The 16,248-nt window shown below is 60.2% G+C and carries 19 protein-coding genes; 8 read left to right on the forward strand and 11 right to left on the reverse strand.

Going from position 1 to position 16,248, the window contains the following annotated elements; translation table 11 throughout:
- A partial coding sequence (locus EN749_RS14145; protein WP_128363359.1) for a DUF2270 domain-containing protein occupies positions 1–408 on the forward strand: 408 nt, incomplete at its 5' end.
- A 96-nt stretch (positions 409–504) separates the two neighbouring features.
- Here EN749_RS14145 and EN749_RS14150 read toward each other — a convergent pair.
- A complete protein-coding gene (locus EN749_RS14150) occupies positions 505–648 on the reverse strand; it encodes a hypothetical protein (protein WP_127271038.1) in 144 nt (47 codons plus the stop codon).
- A gap of 113 nt (positions 649–761) precedes the next feature.
- On the opposite strand from EN749_RS14150, the gene EN749_RS39435 reads away from it, so the two are divergent.
- The 4 genes from EN749_RS39435 (at position 762) to EN749_RS14165 (ending at position 3,326) form a co-directional block, all read left to right on the forward strand.
- A complete protein-coding gene (locus tag EN749_RS39435; protein ID WP_281061880.1) occupies positions 762–893 on the forward strand; it encodes a hypothetical protein in 132 nt (43 codons plus the stop codon).
- Positions 894–1,067: 174 nt separating this feature from the next.
- Positions 1,068–1,511 (forward strand): SRPBCC family protein, encoded by a 444-nt coding sequence (locus EN749_RS14155; RefSeq protein WP_128288601.1) that lies wholly within the window; start codon positions 1,068–1,070, stop codon positions 1,509–1,511.
- A gap of 149 nt (positions 1,512–1,660) precedes the next feature.
- A complete protein-coding gene (locus tag EN749_RS14160) occupies positions 1,661–2,809 on the forward strand; it encodes an amidohydrolase (protein ID WP_128288602.1) in 1,149 nt (382 codons plus the stop codon).
- Between the two features lie 43 nt (positions 2,810–2,852).
- On the forward strand, positions 2,853–3,326 hold the full coding sequence (locus EN749_RS14165; protein WP_164895650.1) for a VOC family protein: 474 nt from the start codon (positions 2,853–2,855) through the stop codon (positions 3,324–3,326).
- 20 nt (positions 3,327–3,346) lie between these two features.
- On the opposite strand, the gene EN749_RS14170 is transcribed toward EN749_RS14165, so the two are convergent.
- The 3 genes from EN749_RS14170 to EN749_RS14180 all read right to left on the reverse strand — a co-directional run bounded on the left by EN749_RS14170 (position 3,347) and on the right by EN749_RS14180 (position 6,175).
- Entirely contained in the window at positions 3,347–4,348 is a 1,002-nt protein-coding gene (locus EN749_RS14170; protein ID WP_127398931.1) for an NADP-dependent oxidoreductase, read from the reverse strand.
- Between the two features lie 59 nt (positions 4,349–4,407).
- A complete protein-coding gene (locus EN749_RS14175) occupies positions 4,408–5,274 on the reverse strand; it encodes an alpha/beta hydrolase (protein ID WP_127319346.1) in 867 nt (288 codons plus the stop codon).
- A gap of 85 nt (positions 5,275–5,359) precedes the next feature.
- Positions 5,360–6,175, reverse strand: a complete 816-nt coding sequence (locus tag EN749_RS14180; protein ID WP_128363360.1) for an oxidoreductase — start codon at positions 6,173–6,175, stop codon at positions 5,360–5,362.
- 103 nt (positions 6,176–6,278) lie between these two features.
- Between EN749_RS14180 and EN749_RS14185 the strand changes: the two genes are divergently transcribed.
- Positions 6,279–6,842 (forward strand): TetR/AcrR family transcriptional regulator, encoded by a 564-nt coding sequence (locus EN749_RS14185; RefSeq protein WP_127268724.1) that lies wholly within the window; start codon positions 6,279–6,281, stop codon positions 6,840–6,842.
- Between the two features lie 52 nt (positions 6,843–6,894).
- On the opposite strand, the gene EN749_RS14190 is transcribed toward EN749_RS14185, so the two are convergent.
- The 6 genes from EN749_RS14190 to EN749_RS14215 all read right to left on the reverse strand — a co-directional run bounded on the left by EN749_RS14190 (position 6,895) and on the right by EN749_RS14215 (position 13,708).
- A complete protein-coding gene (locus EN749_RS14190) occupies positions 6,895–8,526 on the reverse strand; it encodes an ABC transporter ATP-binding protein (RefSeq protein WP_128363361.1) in 1,632 nt (543 codons plus the stop codon).
- Positions 8,516–9,400, reverse strand: coding sequence for an ABC transporter permease (locus EN749_RS14195; RefSeq protein WP_127268722.1), 885 nt, complete (start codon positions 9,398–9,400; stop codon positions 8,516–8,518). Before EN749_RS14195 ends, EN749_RS14190 begins: the two co-directional genes overlap by 11 nt.
- Complete coding sequence (locus tag EN749_RS14200; protein ID WP_128307730.1) at positions 9,397–10,443, reverse strand: ABC transporter permease; 1,047 nt, start codon at positions 10,441–10,443, stop codon at positions 9,397–9,399. Before EN749_RS14200 ends, EN749_RS14195 begins: the two co-directional genes overlap by 4 nt.
- Before the next feature lie 88 nt (positions 10,444–10,531).
- Positions 10,532–12,139 (reverse strand): ABC transporter substrate-binding protein, encoded by a 1,608-nt coding sequence (locus tag EN749_RS14205; RefSeq protein ID WP_127809716.1) that lies wholly within the window; start codon positions 12,137–12,139, stop codon positions 10,532–10,534.
- Between the two features lie 121 nt (positions 12,140–12,260).
- The gene (locus tag EN749_RS14210) at positions 12,261–12,614 is read right to left on the reverse strand and encodes a Rieske (2Fe-2S) protein (protein WP_023809364.1); all 354 of its coding nucleotides are present in this window, start codon (positions 12,612–12,614) and stop codon (positions 12,261–12,263) included.
- Between the two features lie 11 nt (positions 12,615–12,625).
- The gene (locus tag EN749_RS14215; protein ID WP_127381872.1) at positions 12,626–13,708 is read right to left on the reverse strand and encodes an amidohydrolase family protein; all 1,083 of its coding nucleotides are present in this window, start codon (positions 13,706–13,708) and stop codon (positions 12,626–12,628) included.
- A gap of 134 nt (positions 13,709–13,842) precedes the next feature.
- Here EN749_RS14215 and EN749_RS14220 point away from each other — a divergent pair, with 134 nt between their 5' ends.
- Complete coding sequence (locus tag EN749_RS14220; protein ID WP_128363362.1) at positions 13,843–14,700, forward strand: LysR family transcriptional regulator; 858 nt, start codon at positions 13,843–13,845, stop codon at positions 14,698–14,700.
- A gap of 211 nt (positions 14,701–14,911) precedes the next feature.
- Positions 14,912–15,868 carry a hybrid-cluster NAD(P)-dependent oxidoreductase gene (locus EN749_RS14225; protein ID WP_210214720.1) on the forward strand — a complete coding sequence of 319 codons (957 nt, stop codon included), beginning with the start codon at positions 14,912–14,914 and terminating at the stop codon, positions 15,866–15,868.
- Between the two features lie 107 nt (positions 15,869–15,975).
- Here EN749_RS14225 and EN749_RS14230 read toward each other — a convergent pair whose 3' ends face one another.
- Positions 15,976–16,173, reverse strand: coding sequence for a hypothetical protein (locus tag EN749_RS14230; protein ID WP_127270219.1), 198 nt, complete (start codon positions 16,171–16,173; stop codon positions 15,976–15,978).
- Between the last annotated feature and the right edge of the window lie 75 nt (positions 16,174–16,248).

The following is a 16,248-nucleotide window of genomic DNA, read 5'->3' on the forward strand; positions in this document are numbered from 1 at the left end:
CGCGTACGCCAGTTCGAACGCCACTATTTCGCCCAGATCTTTTCCCCACAGCCCGACTTCGCCTCGGACTGGCTGCTCATCGTCGGCGAAGGCCTGCGCGCGCCGAAATTCCTGCTGTCGCAGCGCGTCGCGCTAGCCCGTCGGCTGCGGCGAAATTACATCTACCTGTTCCTGATCCTGTTGCTGGCCTGGGTGCTCAAGATATCCACACCCAGCCTTCAAACCGTGGGCGTCAGGACCGGCTTTGCCGGCTCGCTTCGCCAAGCCGTGGACAGCGCCGCCCTTGGCCCCGTTCCCGGTGTGGCGATCGTGGTTATCGTGGCCGCATTCTATGTCGGGTTGCTTGCCATCGTCTTTTTCACGGCCGATGACGACGGCGAACTGTCCTTTGGCGAGGTGCATGTTTGACGTTTATGCCCGCAACAAGTCGCTGCAATGCAAACGGCGGCCCGCGCGTTGAAATGGTCGGTCCGCCGAAACGTTTGGGAGAACGGAACTGCGCGCCTAGATGCCGAAGAACTGCTTGCCAACCATGTAGCCCAGCGCCGCTACGACCAGCGGAAACAGTGCCGGCGCGGCTTTGCCTAGAAGGGAGACCTGCAGGTCCTTCGCCGGCGTATGACGTGCATTGCCGAGATTCTTGGTCATTGCTTGCCTCGGGTTCGAAAGACTCATTAGCAAATGCTGATTAACAGCATGGCCGCGTTAACGGCCTGATAGGAAATCAACTCTGATCAGATGCAAATTCGAATGATCGGCACATGGACGGCAAAGACGCGCTGCCCTATTTAGCGGCGTTCGAAGCATTGGCCGGGACGCGCTGCCTGTTCGCGCCAATCGGGAAAACCGCGCCTGAACAACAAGATGGCTCAGGAGCTCAATTTAGCAGATGACGCCAGCTCCAGAGCCGCCTCGCCCGAGCCTGGTGTTGATAAGCGCTGGTCGAACGGCAGGCCCGCGGCGTACACAGGCCGCACGCTGTCAAAAAATTCGCAAACCAATGTCGGACTGGCCAGGCTTCGTCCGTCCTTGGGGTATCGAACAGGCATTCATGAAAGGATCCAGCTATGCCCGGCACCGTACGTTTGCACCGCGTCCTGACGACCAGCCCGGAAAAGGTCTATCGCGCCTTCGTTGAAGCGGACGCGCTGGCCAAGTGGCTTCCGCCAAACGGCTTCACCTGCACGGTCCATAGTTTCGAGGCAAAGGTCGGCGGCACGTTCAAGATGTCGTTCCGCAATTTCACCACCGGCGACAGCCATTCCTTCGGCGGCGAGTACCTCGAACTCGTCCCGGGCGAGCGCCTGCTCTACACCGACAGGTTCGACGATCCCAACCTGCCCGGCGAGATACGGGTCACCGTGACCTTGAAAAAAGTGTCGGTCGGCACCGAAATCGATATCACCCAAGCCGGCATTCCGGACGTCATTCCGGTCGAGGCCTGCTATCTCGGCTGGCAGGAGTCGCTCAGAAACCTGGCAAAGCTCGTCGAACCCGAAATCAATCAATAGGCTGGGGCCGGAAGAACGGGTCGTTTCTGGCCTGCCGAAGCGTGAGACTTGGACTGTGGCGGGAACTGCCCTTTGTCGCTAGCAATTCATCATCGACATCCCCTGTGACTGGACGTGTCAATGAAGAATGCAGCGGAGGCTGAAAAAGCATGACTCTGACCAACCGAGACATCATCGAGTTGACCGCGTGGCGACGCCAGCTGCACCAGGCCCCGGAAATCTCGAATGAAGAGGAAAAGACGGCAAAGGAGGTTGTCGCCTTCCTCGCCGATACGGGGCCGGACAAGGTGCTGACACAACTCGGCGGGCACGGCGTCGCGGCCATATATGACAGCGGCAAAGCGGGGCCGACGGTGCTGTTCCGTTCGGAACTCGATGCCTTGCCTATCGAAGAACTTTCAGGCGTACCGCATTCGTCGCGCGTGCCGGGCAAGTCGCATATGTGCGGCCATGACGGACACACCGCGATCCTGGCATCCCTCGGCCGTCAGTTGGGGCGCGAAAGGCCTGCAAGCGGCCGCGTCGTGCTGATGTTCCAGCCGGCGGAGGAAACCGGCAATGGCGCGGCAGGCGTCGTCGCCGATCCGCGCTTCGGCGAGATTGCTCCGGATTTCGCTTTCTCATTGCACAACCTGCCCGGCGTGCCATTTGGCGAGGTGCGGCTCAAAGCCGGCGTGGTCAACTGTGCTTCACGCGGCATGCGCATCGTGCTGGAGGGCAAGACCGCCCATTCGTCCATGCCGGAGACCGGCATTTCGCCGATGCTGGCGGTCAGTGAGCTGATGCCGGCGCTGCCGGCGCTCGGGCGCGGGACCTTCGCCGATGACGACTTCTCCATGCTGACGGTCACCCATGCCGCGATGGGCGAAGCCGTGTTCGGCATCTCGCCGGCTCACGCCGAGGTGTGGGCCACGCTGCGCACCCGGCGTGACGAGCGCATGGCGAACCTTTGCGCTGCTGCCGAAGCACTGGTCGCCAGGATCGCGGGCGAGCATCGCCTTTCCGCCCGCTGGGACTATCACGAGATCTTCGTCGCCAGCGTCAACGCGCCGGACGCGGTGGAGCATCTGCGGCGCGCGCTCGATGAAGAGGGCGTCGCGCACGGCGAAGAAGCCCTGCCGATGCGCGCCTCGGAAGATTTCGGCCTGTTCGGCCGTAGTGCCAAATCGGCGATGTTCTTCCTCGGTGCAGGCGAGCGGCATCCTGCCTTGCACAATCCCGACTATGACTTTCCCGACGACCTGATCCCGATCGGGTCGAGGATCTTCATGCGCACGGCACGCAATCTCCTGGGTTGACCTCCGCCAATTCCAACGCCGAAAGGAACACGCAATGCCAAAGATGCCAAAGAACACGATTTGCCTCTGGTTCGACAAGGACGCCGAGGCTGCGGCGCGCTTCTACGCGGAGACCTTTCCCGACACCATGGTGGGCGCCGTTCACCGTGCGCCGAGCGACTTTCCGTCCGGCAAGAAAGGCGACGTGTTGACGGTCGAATTTACCGTTGCCGGCATTCCCTGCATCGGATTGAACGGCGGCTCCACATTCAAGCAGAGCGAGGCCTTCTCGTTCCAGATCGCCACCGACGATCAGCAGGAAACCGACCGCTACTGGAATGCCATCGTCGGCAATGGCGGCCAGGAGAGCGCGTGCGGCTGGTGCAAGGACAAATGGGGCGTGTCCTGGCAAATCACGCCGCGCACGTTGACCGAGGCCATGGCGGCCGGCGGCGAGGAAGCCAAACGCGCCTTTGATGCAATGATGGAGATGACGAAGATCGACGTCGCGGCGATCGATGCAGCCCGGCGCGGCTGACCTCGATCGCAGCTGAGTTGCTATCGGACCTTGATGACGACCTTGCCCTTGGCGCGTCCTGTTTCGACATAGGCCAGCGCCTCGTTGGTCGCCTCGAAGGGAAAGACCCGATCGACGACCGGGCGGATCGCGCCGGCTTCGATGAGCGATGCGATCTTGCTCAACTGCTCGCCCTGCGCCCACATGAAGAGAAACGAGAACGTCACGCCACGGCGCTTGGCTCTCGCTCGAATACCGCGGCTCAGCAGGCGAAGCACCAGCCTCAGCACCATGTTCAGTCCCTTTTCCCTGGCGAAGTCCGGATCCGGTGGGCCGGAGATGGAGATGAGCTTGCCTCCCGGTTTCAGCACATTCAGTGACTTTTCAAGTGTCTTGGCGTCCTGGCTGTTCAAGACGACGTCGTAGCCCGACAGGACTTTTTCGAAATCGTCTTTCCTGTAGTCGACGACGACATCGGCGCCGAGCCCCTTGACCAGGCCGGCACTCGCCGCGCTGGCGGTGGTCGCAACGGTCGCGCCGAGATGCTTTGCCAGTTGGATGGCGAATGTCCCAACGCCGCCGGATCCGGCTTGAATGAAGACCTTCTGTCCCCTCTTCAGGTTGGCCCTTTCGATGAGCGCCTGCCAGGCGGTCAGGCCGACCAGCGGGATCGAGGCCGCCTCCTCCATGCTGAGGTTCCCGGGCTTCAGGGCCACGTCGGCTTCATCCATGGCTATGAACTCGGCGAACGTCCCGATCCGGCCATCGCGCGGCCGCGCATAGACGTCGTCGCCGAGTTTGAACTTGCGGACTTTCGATCCCACGCGGACAACCCTCCCGGCCACGTCGTGACCCAGGATGAACGGCCGGCGATAGGGCAGGATCAGCTTGAACTCTCCGGTTTTGACCTTGGAATCGAGCAGGTTCACCGCCGCGGCGTGGACCTCGACCAGGACATCGCTGTCCCCGAGTTTCGGCTCCGGCATTTCGGCCAGCCGCAGCGTGCCGTTCTTGCTGTATTTGTCGACGACGAATGCCTTCATGGCAGTGACTTTCTGAGAGATTGTTGATGTTCGGGACGAAAGCCGCCCGGTGAGAGGTGTCAGGCCTCGAGAAAGGCCAATGCTTTCGGAACGAAATTCGCGTGGTTCTGGAACACCCCGCCATGGCCGGCATCCGCATAGATCACCAATTGCGCCCCCGGAATGCGGCGGGCGAGATCGTGGGTATTGACGCTCGGCACCATCCTGTCGTGATCGCCATTTGCGATCAGCGCAGGGACGCGGATGGCGCTCAAATCTTGCGGCGCCTGTAGTCCATAAGCCTTCACCGCCCGGAGTTGCGCGCCGAACGCGCTAAGCGATATCGGCCTGTCGCGGTCGGCCTTGCGCTCTGTCAGCCGCTGCAGGAACGCCTTCGCGGCGCGGCGCCCGTTCACCGTTCTGGTGAAAAACAGATAGTATTTCGGATCCCGAAAAGTCAGCGCACCCTTGATCATGTCCACGATCGTCAGTGGCGTCATCTTGTCGATGCCTTGGCCGCCGGCCGGCCCGGTGCCGGCCAGGATGAGCTTGCGCACAAGCCCGGGCTCGGTCAGCACGATCTCCTGCGCCACGAAGCCGCCGAGTGAGAAACCGAAGAGATCGACTTGATCGAACCCCAGCGCCCGGACAAAGGCGACCGCATCCCGTGCCATCTCGGCGATGCGTGACGGCGTTTTGCCGCCTGAAGCACCAACGCCCCTGTTGTCGAAGGCAATCACCCACCGGGTCGCGGCGAGGCCATCGACGATGCGTGGATCGAAATTGTCCAGTTGAGCGCCGAGATGGTTCAGCAGGATTACCGGCACGCCCGTCCTTGGTCCGAGCTGCCGATAGACGAATGCCGTGCCGCCGACATCGACGGAGTGCGTTGGCGTGTCCTGGAACGATGCCCGTAAGTGGGGCGACCGCTTGAACCCATGTGTCATGCTTGGCACCTCCGCCTTGCGGGGGCTGGCCAATCGTGTTGTCGTTGCCAGTCGCATGTGCGTAAAATCCTCTGCTCGCTTTTGGTCAAACCGGCAGGCGGAACTGTTTGCGCAGGCTCTTGTCGAATATCCCCGCGGGAGCAAAGCGACGCAGCAGGCTGACTTGGTGCGCTGCCCTGCCGGCGGTGTAGCGCCGTTGCGGACGGGCATCGGTCGCTGCTTTGACGACCACCTGCGCCACCACTTCGGGCCGATCGGCGACAGGCATCACATCGCGAAGCAGCGCTTCCAGCGTAGCTCGAGCCTGATCGTATTCCTGCAACGGCGAATCCGGTTGGATCCCGTTCTGGTCGAAGACAGTGCGAACGAATGCCGGCTCGATGACCGAGACGCGGATACTGAAGGCACGAACCTCGTGGTCGAGCGATTCCGAATAGCCCTCGAGCGCGTGCTTGACCGCCGAATAATGCGCTGAATACGGCGCCGGCACCAGTCCCAGCACAGAGCCGATATTGACGATGCGCCCCTCGCCACGCCGCCGCATCGACGGCAGCACCGCATTGGTCATGCGGATGACGCCGAACAGATTGACGTCGAACAAGGCCTGCACCTGTGCAATCGAGAATTCCTCGGCGCCTCCAAGCTGGCCGACGCCGGCATTGTTGACCAAGAGGTCGATCCGGCCGGTCTGCGACAGCACCGTAGAAACGAGTGCGGCAACGGCCTCACCGTCGGTCACGTCGCAAACCAGCATGGTCACCCCGTCCGGGCCGTTGTCGGCCTTGCGCCGGCTGGTTCCGAAGACTGTGAACCCCGCCTTTGCCAGAGCCTCGGCACTGGCGCGGCCAATGCCCGAAGAGGCTCCCGTCACAACAGCGGTTTTTTCGGAATTCGCATTCATTTCGTGCTCCAAAATCATGAGGGCTAGCTTTTTTTCGCCCGTTGAATTACAGTCGTAATATCAGATTACACTCATAATGCAAGAGCAGAAAGGAATAGCAGCCATGCGCTACGAAAAGGGCCGGAAGGACGCCTCGCGCGGACGGATCCTGGAGGTCGCGGCAGAACGCTTTCGCGGCGACGGCATCGCCGCGTCCGGACTGGCGACCATCATGAGCGACGCCGGGCTGACGAATGGCGCCTTCTATCCGCACTTTCAATCCAAGGCGCAGCTTGTCCGCGAAAGCGTGGCGGCGGCGATGGAGCTTCAGGCGCAGCAACTGGCAGAAGCATTAGCTTCGGGCGTGGAGATGGCCATCGGCACGTATCTGTCGGCCGAGCACCGGGACAATCCCGGAAAGGGCTGCGCGTCAGCCGCGCTGCTGCCGGAGCTCGCCCGTCAGCCGCCTGAGACGCGTGAAGCCTATACAGACCACCTGCTGGCTTTGGTGCGCCAGTTGGCGCAAGCGCTACCGCAGGCCAAGGATCCGGAGGGCGTGGCGCTGGCTGTCTTCGCAACGCTCCTCGGCACGCTGCAAATGGCCCGCGCCGTGGGCGGAACGGAATTGTCCGATCGCATCCTCTCGGTGGGGAAAGATGCGGCGAAGACGCTGATCGAGCAGCGTTAGCGCTCCAGGAAGCTGACAGTGAGGAACATGCCGGGCGCGGATAGCCGATCCGTCAGATCTTCCGGCTGGCCAGCAGCCTTGTTAGCCAGTCCGGATTCATTTCCGGAACAGAGGACAAAAGCCGTTCGGTATAGGCCGCGTGCGGTGGCGTGAGAACTTCGCTCTTCAATCCCTGCTCGACGACTTTGCCGCGGTGCATGACGACGATTTCGTCGGCTATCGCGCGCACCGTAGCAATGTCATGGGTAATGAAGATGTAGCTCATTCCGAGTTCACGTTGGAGACGTATGAGAAGCTTGAGAATTTCCTCTTGGACGATCTGGTCGAGCGCGGACGTGATCTCGTCGCAGATGATAAGCTCCGGATCGGCAGCCAACGCCCGGGCAATGCAGACGCGCTGTTTTTGGCCACCCGACAGCTCGCCAGGCAGGCGTTCCAGAAAATCTTCGCTCATCTCGACCATGTGCATAAGTTCGCCGATCCGGCGATCCCTCCGCGCGCCCTTAAGGCCGAGGTAGAATTCGAGCGGCCGAGCTATGACTTCTTCGACCGTTTGGCGCGGATTCAGGGCGTTGTCGGGCATCTGATAAATCATCTGTATGCGGCGCAGGACCTCTTTCGGCCGCGTCTTCAGGCCCGTGGAAAGAAGCTGGCCGGCAAAAGAAATCGAGCCTGAAATTGGCGGCAAAAGGCCGGTGACGACTCGAGCGAGCGTCGATTTCCCCGAACCGGATTCGCCGACCACAGCCACGATTCTTCCGCGCGGAACCTTGATGGAGACATCCTGGAGCACCTTGACCTTTCCTGCATAGGCCGCGGTAACGTTGTCTATCGTCAGCAGATAGTCATCGGCTGGAACTTCGGGCTTGGCGAGCTTGCGTACGGCCCAGAGCGTTTTTGTATATTCCTGGCTGGGTGAGGCCAGCATCTGGCGTGTGTCTGCCTCCTCCACGGTACGTCCGTGGCGCAGAACCATGATACGATCCGCCATTTGCGCCACCACCGCCAGGTCATGCGTCACATAGATTGCAGCGGTGCTGAATTCCTCCACGATGTTGCGAATGGAAGCTAGAACTTCAACCTGCGTGGTCACATCGAGCGCCGTTGTTGGCTCGTCGAATATTATGAGGTCCGGACGACAAGCCATTGCCATCGCTGTCATTGCCCGTTGCAACTGCCCGCCGGAGACCTGATGAGGATAACGAAAGCCTATGGTCTCCGGTTCTGGGAGTTGAAGGCGTCGATAAAGATCGACGGCGCTCCGGTTCGCCTCTTCCCGGCCGGCAAGTCCATGCGCCACCGCGGTTTCGACGGTTTGTTCCAAGAGCCGATGTGCCGGATTGAAAGAGGCAGCCGCGCTTTGCGCGACATAGGCAATGCGGGAGCCCCTGAGGCGACGGCGCCCTTTTTCACTGACTGCCAGAAGATCAATCCCGTCGAACAGGACCGAGCCTTGCGTGATCCGGCAGCCCGGCTTGGCATAACCCATTGCGGCAAGGCCAATGGTGGACTTGCCGGCGCCTGACTCTCCGATCAGCCCAAGAACCTGGCCCCGCTTCAGCGTCAGATCGACCCCGTGGACAATGGGATGCCATCGCTCATCCGAGAACCCCTCCACATGCAGATTGCGGATTTGAAGCAGATCCCTTCCTTTTTCGCGTGGACCTGGGCCGCTACTTTTCATCCCGCAACCCGCTTGTTGCTTGCAGGAACCAGTCCACCACGAAATTCACGGACACGGTAAGGAGAGCAATCGCGCCGGCCGGAAGTAGCGGGGTGACATCGCCGTAGGTGATCAGGGTCGCGTTCTCGCGCACCATTGATCCCCAATCGGCCGTCGGCGGCTGAATACCGACGCCGAGAAACGACAGCGCCGCGACTGTCAGGAACACGAAGCAGAATCGCAAGCCGAACTCGGCGACCAGTGGCGGCATGACATTGGGAAGGATTTCCTTGGCGATGATCCATTTCGGTCCCTCGCCGCGTAATCGTGCCACCTCGACATATTCCATCACCGCCACGTTAAGCCCGACGGCGCGAGAAAGCCGAAAGACCCGGGTGGAATCCAGAAGCGCAATGATGACAATCAGGCTCGTGATCGACGAGCCGAAGATCGTCAGCAGCACCAGCGCGAAGATCAGACTCGGGATTGACATCAGCACGTCCACCGCACGCGACAATATCTGGTCGAGCCACCCCCTGTACAATGCGGCAAGAAGGCCGAGCGAGACGCCGACCGCGAAGGACAGCAACGTGGTCGCGACCGCGATAGCGATGGTGTTGCGCGCACCGTAGATCAAGCGGGTGAGCATGTCGCGGCCGAGCTGATCGGTTCCCAGTTTGAACTCCTGGCTCCACGGCGCGAAGGCTTCGCTGAAAACCTGCGTCTCGCCATATGGGGCTATCCAGTGCGCGAAGACCGCAACAAAGACGTAGCCGAGGATCACGACGATGCCGAACCATGCGCTGAACGGTGCCTTCTTCAGCGCAGTTTTCGCCCGGGTGGCACGCGAGCGCCTCAGCCTTTGAACCGCCGCGACAGATTCGGATCTGGTCATCGCGGGTGCAAGAGCCTGGGATTGGTGGCGATGGAAATAATGTCGGCTAGCAGGTTGAGAAGGATGTAAGTCGCGGCGAAAATCAGGGCGCAGGCCTGGACAACCGGAACATCCCTGGATTTCACCGCGTCAACCATCAGCTGGCCGATGCCGGGGTAGACGAAAACGACCTCGACCACGACCACTCCGACGATGAGATACGCCAGGTTGAACGCCACCACAGTGACGATCGGAGCCCAGGCATTGGGCAGGGCATGCCTCAGCACGATCACCATCGGGGACATTCCCTTGAGGCGCGCCATATCGATGTAGGGGCTTGCCAGCATGTTGATGATGGCCGCTCGGGTCATGCGCATCATGTGGGCCACGATTACGAGCGTAAGGGTGATTGCCGGCAGGGCGACTTTCCAGAGATGCTCCCAAAATGGCGTCTGATCGTTCACATTCGACAATGTCGGAAATTTGGGAACCGCATTGAGCGCCCAGTTCAGCAAGACAGTGAGCCAATGAGGCAGCGTTTGAGCGAAATCGGATCCGATGAACGTGTCGCGCGAGATCACCAGGTAGGCGAGCATATAGGCGACGAAAAATTCCGGGAATGAAATGGTTGTCAGTGTCGCGACATTCACCAGCCGGTCGAACCAGCCGTTGCGGTACAGCGCAGCCAGAATGCCAAGCCCCAAGGCCAGAGGAACAGCTATCAGCGCAGTCACCGCTGCAAGGAACATCGTGTTGTAGAGGCGTGGTGCGATGATCTCGGCCACGGTACGCCGATATCCGGTGCGGCTCGCAAACGAAGAGCCGAAATCGCCGTGGAGCATCTGGGCGACCCAAACGAAGTAGCGCTCGACAGGCGGACGATCGATGCCGATTTCCCGCTGGAACGCGGCGACCGTTTCGGGCGTCGCCGATTGCCCTAGCGTGGCCTTGGCGAAGTCGCCTGGAAGCATTGCGATCGCAGAGAAGATAATGATGGACACGATGAACAAAGTGACCAGGCCGAGGCCAAGGCGCTGCAGGACCGTTCTTGCGACGGGGTTCATGTGCGTGGCGTTTCCCTTTGGGCGGCAGCCCTGCACTCGGAGCCAGCTGACCGGAGCCTCAAAACCATCGCGGCTCCGGCCCGCCATCTCATGCCGTGGCGATCCACCAGCGTTCGGCCATTTTCAGTCCATCGTTCTCCCAGTTGGGCGCCACATCACCGTGTGCGAGCTTTTTGGATTGGGCGCTGACGAAATTGTTGAAGACCAGCACGATGCTGCCGCCGTCATCGTGGGTTAACTGCTGCATCTCGGCATACATCGCCGCTCGCTTGGCCTCGTCCGTCTCGGCGCGCGCCTGGACAAGTAGTTCGTTGAAATGGGGATTTTTCCAGAAGGATTCATTCCAACTGGAGTCGGCGGCGAAGGCTTGCGTGAACATCCAGTCGGCCGTCGCCCGACCGCTCCAATAGGAAGCGCACCAGGGTTTCTTCAGCCAGACATTGTCCCAATAAGCGTCCTCGGCCTCACGCACGACATTGACGTCGATGCCGCATTGGGCTGCCGTTTCGCGAATGAGCGAAGCCGCGTCCACGGCGCCGGCAAAAGCGGCATCGGCGACCGAGAGGTCCACCTTCAGGTTCTCCATTCCGGCCTTTTTCAGGTAGTGCTTGGCTTTTTCCGGATCGAAGCTGTGTTGCGGTTGCGGATCCTTGGCGAATTTGATGGCCGGCGCGATCGGGTTGTCGTTGGCCACAGTGGCGTGGCCAAGAAAGATCTTGTCGACGATTTCTTGGCGATTGATCGCCCATTTCAATGCCATTCGCACGTCTGGATTATCAAATGGCGCCATCGTGACATTCATCGGCAAGGTATAGTGCCCATAACCAGTGACTTCGACGATCTCCACCTTGGGATTGCGTTTCAACATGCCGAGGGTCTTCAGGTCGGCGCGGCCGATATAGTCCACCTCCCCCGTCGACAGCGCCGCCATGCGAGCGGCAAGATCCGTGATGGCGATGAACTCCACCTCATCGAGATAGGGCTTGCCGTTCTTGAAGTAGTTTGGATTGCGCTTGAGCTTGGCCGAAACGCCGGGCTGGAAATTCTCGACGACGAAAGCACCGGTGCGAACGCCTGAAGCCCAATCCGCCTTGCCATCCTTGGCCGGCATGATGACCAGATGGTAGTCACTCATAATGTAAGGGAAATCGGCGTTGCCGCTCTTGAGCGTGAAAACCACCGTTTCCGGGCCATCCGCCTTGATGTCGGCGACGGAGTCCAACAGCGATTTCGCCGCCGATTTGGTGTCCTTGCCCATGTGATATTGCAAGGAGGTCACGACGTCATCCGCCGTCACGGTCTTGCCGTTGTGAAAGGTTGCGCCTTTGCGCAGCTTGAAGGCCCAGGTTTTGGCCCCATCCGAAGTTTCAAAGCTCTCGGCGAGGTCCGGTTGGACATTGCCTTTGGCGTCGACCTCAGTGAGGCTGTTGGACAGCGAGCCCGAAAATGCGGTTTGTGTGAACGTGTCGGGGTAGCCGGCCGGATCGATCGAATCCGTCGTCGCGCCATGAGCCATGCCGAGCTTGGCGAAGCCGCCCTGCATCGGTTCGGCCCGCGCCGTGCTCACGAACAGCCGGTCGGCGGCGGCAACGGTCAGGCCCGCGGCCAGCCCAAGATGAATGAAATCGCGACGGGAAACCTTGCCGCCTCCGATCAGGCTTTGCGCGATACCAAGCTTGTATTCAGATTCTGACATTTGACTCTCCCATTGCGGAGTTCTCCGCGTTATTTCTCGTCAAGCACCGGCGAACAAATCTGCTTATCGGCTCCCGCCACCTTTCCTTCGAATTTTTCCAATCCCAATCGGCTTGCGCCAATCAGGCCGTCACGTAGATGCCACCGGCTTCGACGGTGACTGGAAATGTGCGCGCGCGAACGGACGGATCGACCAAGGCCGCGCCTGACTTGATGTCGAACTCCCAGCCGTGCCAGGCGCATCGAACGATCTCGTTTTCGCGATGATAGATGAATTGCGCCTGTTCAACGGGCGCGGTTGTGCCGCATTGCGGCCCCTCGCAAAGCGGAGCGCCACGGTGCGGACAGACATTCAGCAGCGCGTGGAATGAATCTCCGATGCGGAAAATCCCGACCGAAAGGCTGCGGATCTTGGCGATGAACGGAGACCCTGTTTCGATCTCGTCGACGCGGCAGATATATGTCTTCTCGGGCATCGTATGCTTCCTCAGGCGGCATTCGCGGCTTGCGCGCGGGGGATGCGTTTGTAGACTTCCAGCGCGTTCAGTCCCATGATCTTGCTCCTCCAGGCAGGAGGGATTTGCAGCGTGTTGGCATCGTCGTAATCCCAGTGCGGATAGTCCGATGCAAACATCAGCGTGTTTTCTCCGTCCATCGCTTCGAGCGTGGACCAGAGATGTTGGATGTTTGCAGGCTGCTCCAGCGGCTGCGTGGAAAAGCGGATGTTGCGCCGGCAATATTCAGACGGCAGCATCTTCAGCCATGGCGTCTCCTTGCGCAGCGCTTTGTAGTCGGCGTCCAGGCGCCAAAGGACCGACGGAACCCAGGCGACGCCGCATTCGATGATCACGAAGTAGAGGTCCGGCCATTTCTCGAAGACGCCATGGGCGATCATGCTTGCCACGTGCGACATCGCCGACATGTGCAGAATGGCATGCGTTTCCCAGAAGAATGTTGTCGGGGCGGGAGCAATGGCAGTTGAATTCACGCCGCCATGCCCGCCCAGATGAATGGCGAATGGCAACCCCACTTCCGCGCAGGCTTCGTAGATCGGGTGGTAAAACGGGTCGCCATACGGCTTGACGGACCCCTGGGAGGCGAGAACCTGGACCATGCGCGGATGACTGCCAAGACGGCGAATCTCGGCGGCAGCGAGCTTCGGATCCTGTGGCGCGATGATGATCGAGCCCATGAAACGATCGTCTTTCGGCAACCACTGATCGATCTGATAATCGTTGTACGCGCTGACCAGAGCGCTGGCATAGTAAGGGTTAGCCAGGGTCGACGCCTCGATAGGCTCATCGCCGGTCAGGATCGCCACGTCGACTTTGTATTTGTCGAGGTGCTTCTCTTTCATGATGAGATAGTTGTCGGCTTCCGTTTTCGGACGGATGTCCTTGCGGGAGAAGTCCTGCGGGTGGAACCAGGGCCGATGGCCATGCGGAAAGGCGCCAACGGGACCTGTTTTCTCGCCCTCGATGAACATGTCTTTCCACAAGCCGGAGAGATAGGGCTCCAACACGGTGGCGCTTGACCAGTAATTATGACAGTCGCAGTCGACTATGAACACTTCTTCCGCTCCGTATCCGTATCTCGTCCCGGCGGCGCTGCCGGCCGTTGATCTGCTGCAGCTTCCGCCTTGAGTATTGTTTGATCAAGCTTATGATACGTGGAATATGATCGAGTTTTTCGATTGGAGATTTCATGCAACTTGATCACATCGAGACCTTTCTCGACATCATCGAATCGAGAAACTTCAATCGCACCGCGGATCGGCTAGGGCTGACCCAGTCGACGATCAGCACCCGCATTAAGAACCTCGAGAGCGCAATCGGGTCCGAACTGTTCCAGCGCGGACGCGCCGGGGCGGAGCCGACCGCCGCAGGGCGCCGGTTCGAAGCTTATGCAAGATCCTTGCTGTCCACATGGTCGCAGGCTCGCCACGATGTCCGGGCGTTCAATCGTTTCGAAGGCACCTTGCGCGTCGCCGCGCAGGTCGGGATGACCCGCTCGGTTTTGCCGGGTTGGGTGGAGACGCTGTGTCAGGCTCTTCCCAAATCGTCGATCCATGTCGAGTCGGATTATTCAAACCAGATGGTCAGCGACCTAAGCATGGGAAATCTCGACATCGCAGTGCTTTACGCCCCGCGATACCTACCCGAAATCTCCTATGAGCATTTGATGGTTGAGGAATATGTGATGGTTTCCACGGTGGCCAGAACCCTCTCCGAGGTCGATCCCGAAACCTACATTCGCCCGGGCTATACGCTCCTGCTGGAGAAGGCCCATGCCGAATTGCTCGGCGAGTTGGCGATCTGTCGCCTTTCCATGGGATCGGAAACCTTGGCGGAGATGATCCTACGGCGCACGGGCGGCACCTGCTATATGAGAAGTGACGATGCGCGCAGGTTCGTCCTCGAACGCCCATCGTTCATCGTCGAAGGCGCTCCGACGCTGCATCAGCCGGTACACACGGCCATCCTGGCGCGCCGCAAACACGAACCGATCATCCGCAAGGGAATCCGCGCCCTTCACGTCGCCGTGATGTCACTGGATATGTAATCGAAATAATCGATCATAACTCGGGAGGGATGCTTCTGTTGCGGGGGGCCTGGAACTGGCATCTTGGCTCGACTTCAAACCGAGATGAATGATGAACGCACACGTTTCCTTTGGGGCCCCCGACCTCCTCCCGATGAGGCGCCATCGGCAATGGGCACAAACCACATCGCAGCTTGTACTCTGCCGTCGCGTAATCGAGGAAACGCCCGATGTGAAAACTTTCGTTTTCACATCCCCGACGGATCGGATGTTCTGCTTCAGCGCGGGCCAGTATGTGCTCGTGCACCTCAAGATCGAGGGTGCCGCGGTGACGCGCTCCTACTCTGTTTCGTCACCACCGACGCGACCACTCGACCTGCAGATCACGGTGAAGCGAACACCGGGCGGCCTGGTTTCGAATTGGCTCCACGACAATTTGAGGGCGGGCGACGAGATCGAGATCGAAGGGCCGCTCGGCTCATTCAATCTCGATGACCTGCCCTATGAAAAGCCGCTCTTCCTTTCGGGCGGCAGCGGGATAACGCCGGTGATGTCCATGCTGCGTGCGCTTACCGACCGCGCGGCCGACCAGGATATCTCATTCATTCATAGTGCCAGAACGCCTGGTGACATAATCTTTCGACGGGAATTGGACGCACTAGCCTCTCGCTTTCCCAACGTAAAAGTAACGTGCGTTTGTAGCCAGGAAGATCCCACCTGGAGGGGGCCGACTGGCAGAATAGACAGTCAGATGCTGCTGACCCTCGTTCCCGATCTCCACAACCGCACTATCTTTGCCTGTGGCCCTGAAGCGTACATGAAAGCCGCACGTGCCTGCCTGGATGCGATTGGCGTGGCTCCGTCGCGGTACCACCAGGAGAGCTTCGGCGGCGGCAGCAGCCCTCAGTTGGAACCGGCCCTGACAATACCATCTTCGGTCCGTTTCGTCCGCTCCGGGATCGTGCATAACTGCTTGCCCGGAGAGACGCTGCTGGAGGCGGCGCGCCAATGTGGCGTCTACGTCCCAACTGCCTGCCAGCAGGGAGTTTGCGGCACATGCCGCATCGCCAAGTTGTCCGGCGAAGTCGCCATGGAGGATCTCGGCGGGCTGGCCCCTGAAGAGAAGTCGGCCGGCTATGTCCTGGCATGCTGCAGCCACCCTCAGGGCGCGGTTTCGCTCGATCTTTAACCCCGGGTGCTTGGTTCAGCATTGAAGCCGGCGCAGTAGTGTTGAACTGCCGGTGAAGGCGTTGCCGGCGTAGCGGCCTAATGCCCATCGACCCCAGCCGATATTGCTCAGAAGTCGAGGGCAACCATCATGCCGCGGACTTCAGCCATTTCCAAAAGAAGATCTTGCAGTCTGTCGTCCAGCGCGGCACCGGTCAGCGCCAAAAGCTCGGTGATGCTCTCTCTCATCGATATGACGGCGGCGCCTGTCTTCTCGGCAAGCAGCCGTCCGATGGCAGCCCGGATCAGCTCGTCCTGATCAGACATTGCTTCACCTCCCGACGCACTGCAACCTCTCCTTGCTTTCCATGCCTCACCGCCGCTTTCGACAACGTGCGTGAT

Source organism: Mesorhizobium sp. M7A.F.Ca.ET.027.02.1.1, from assembly GCF_004022985.1.
Taxonomy (GTDB): Bacteria; Pseudomonadota; Alphaproteobacteria; order Rhizobiales; family Rhizobiaceae; genus Mesorhizobium.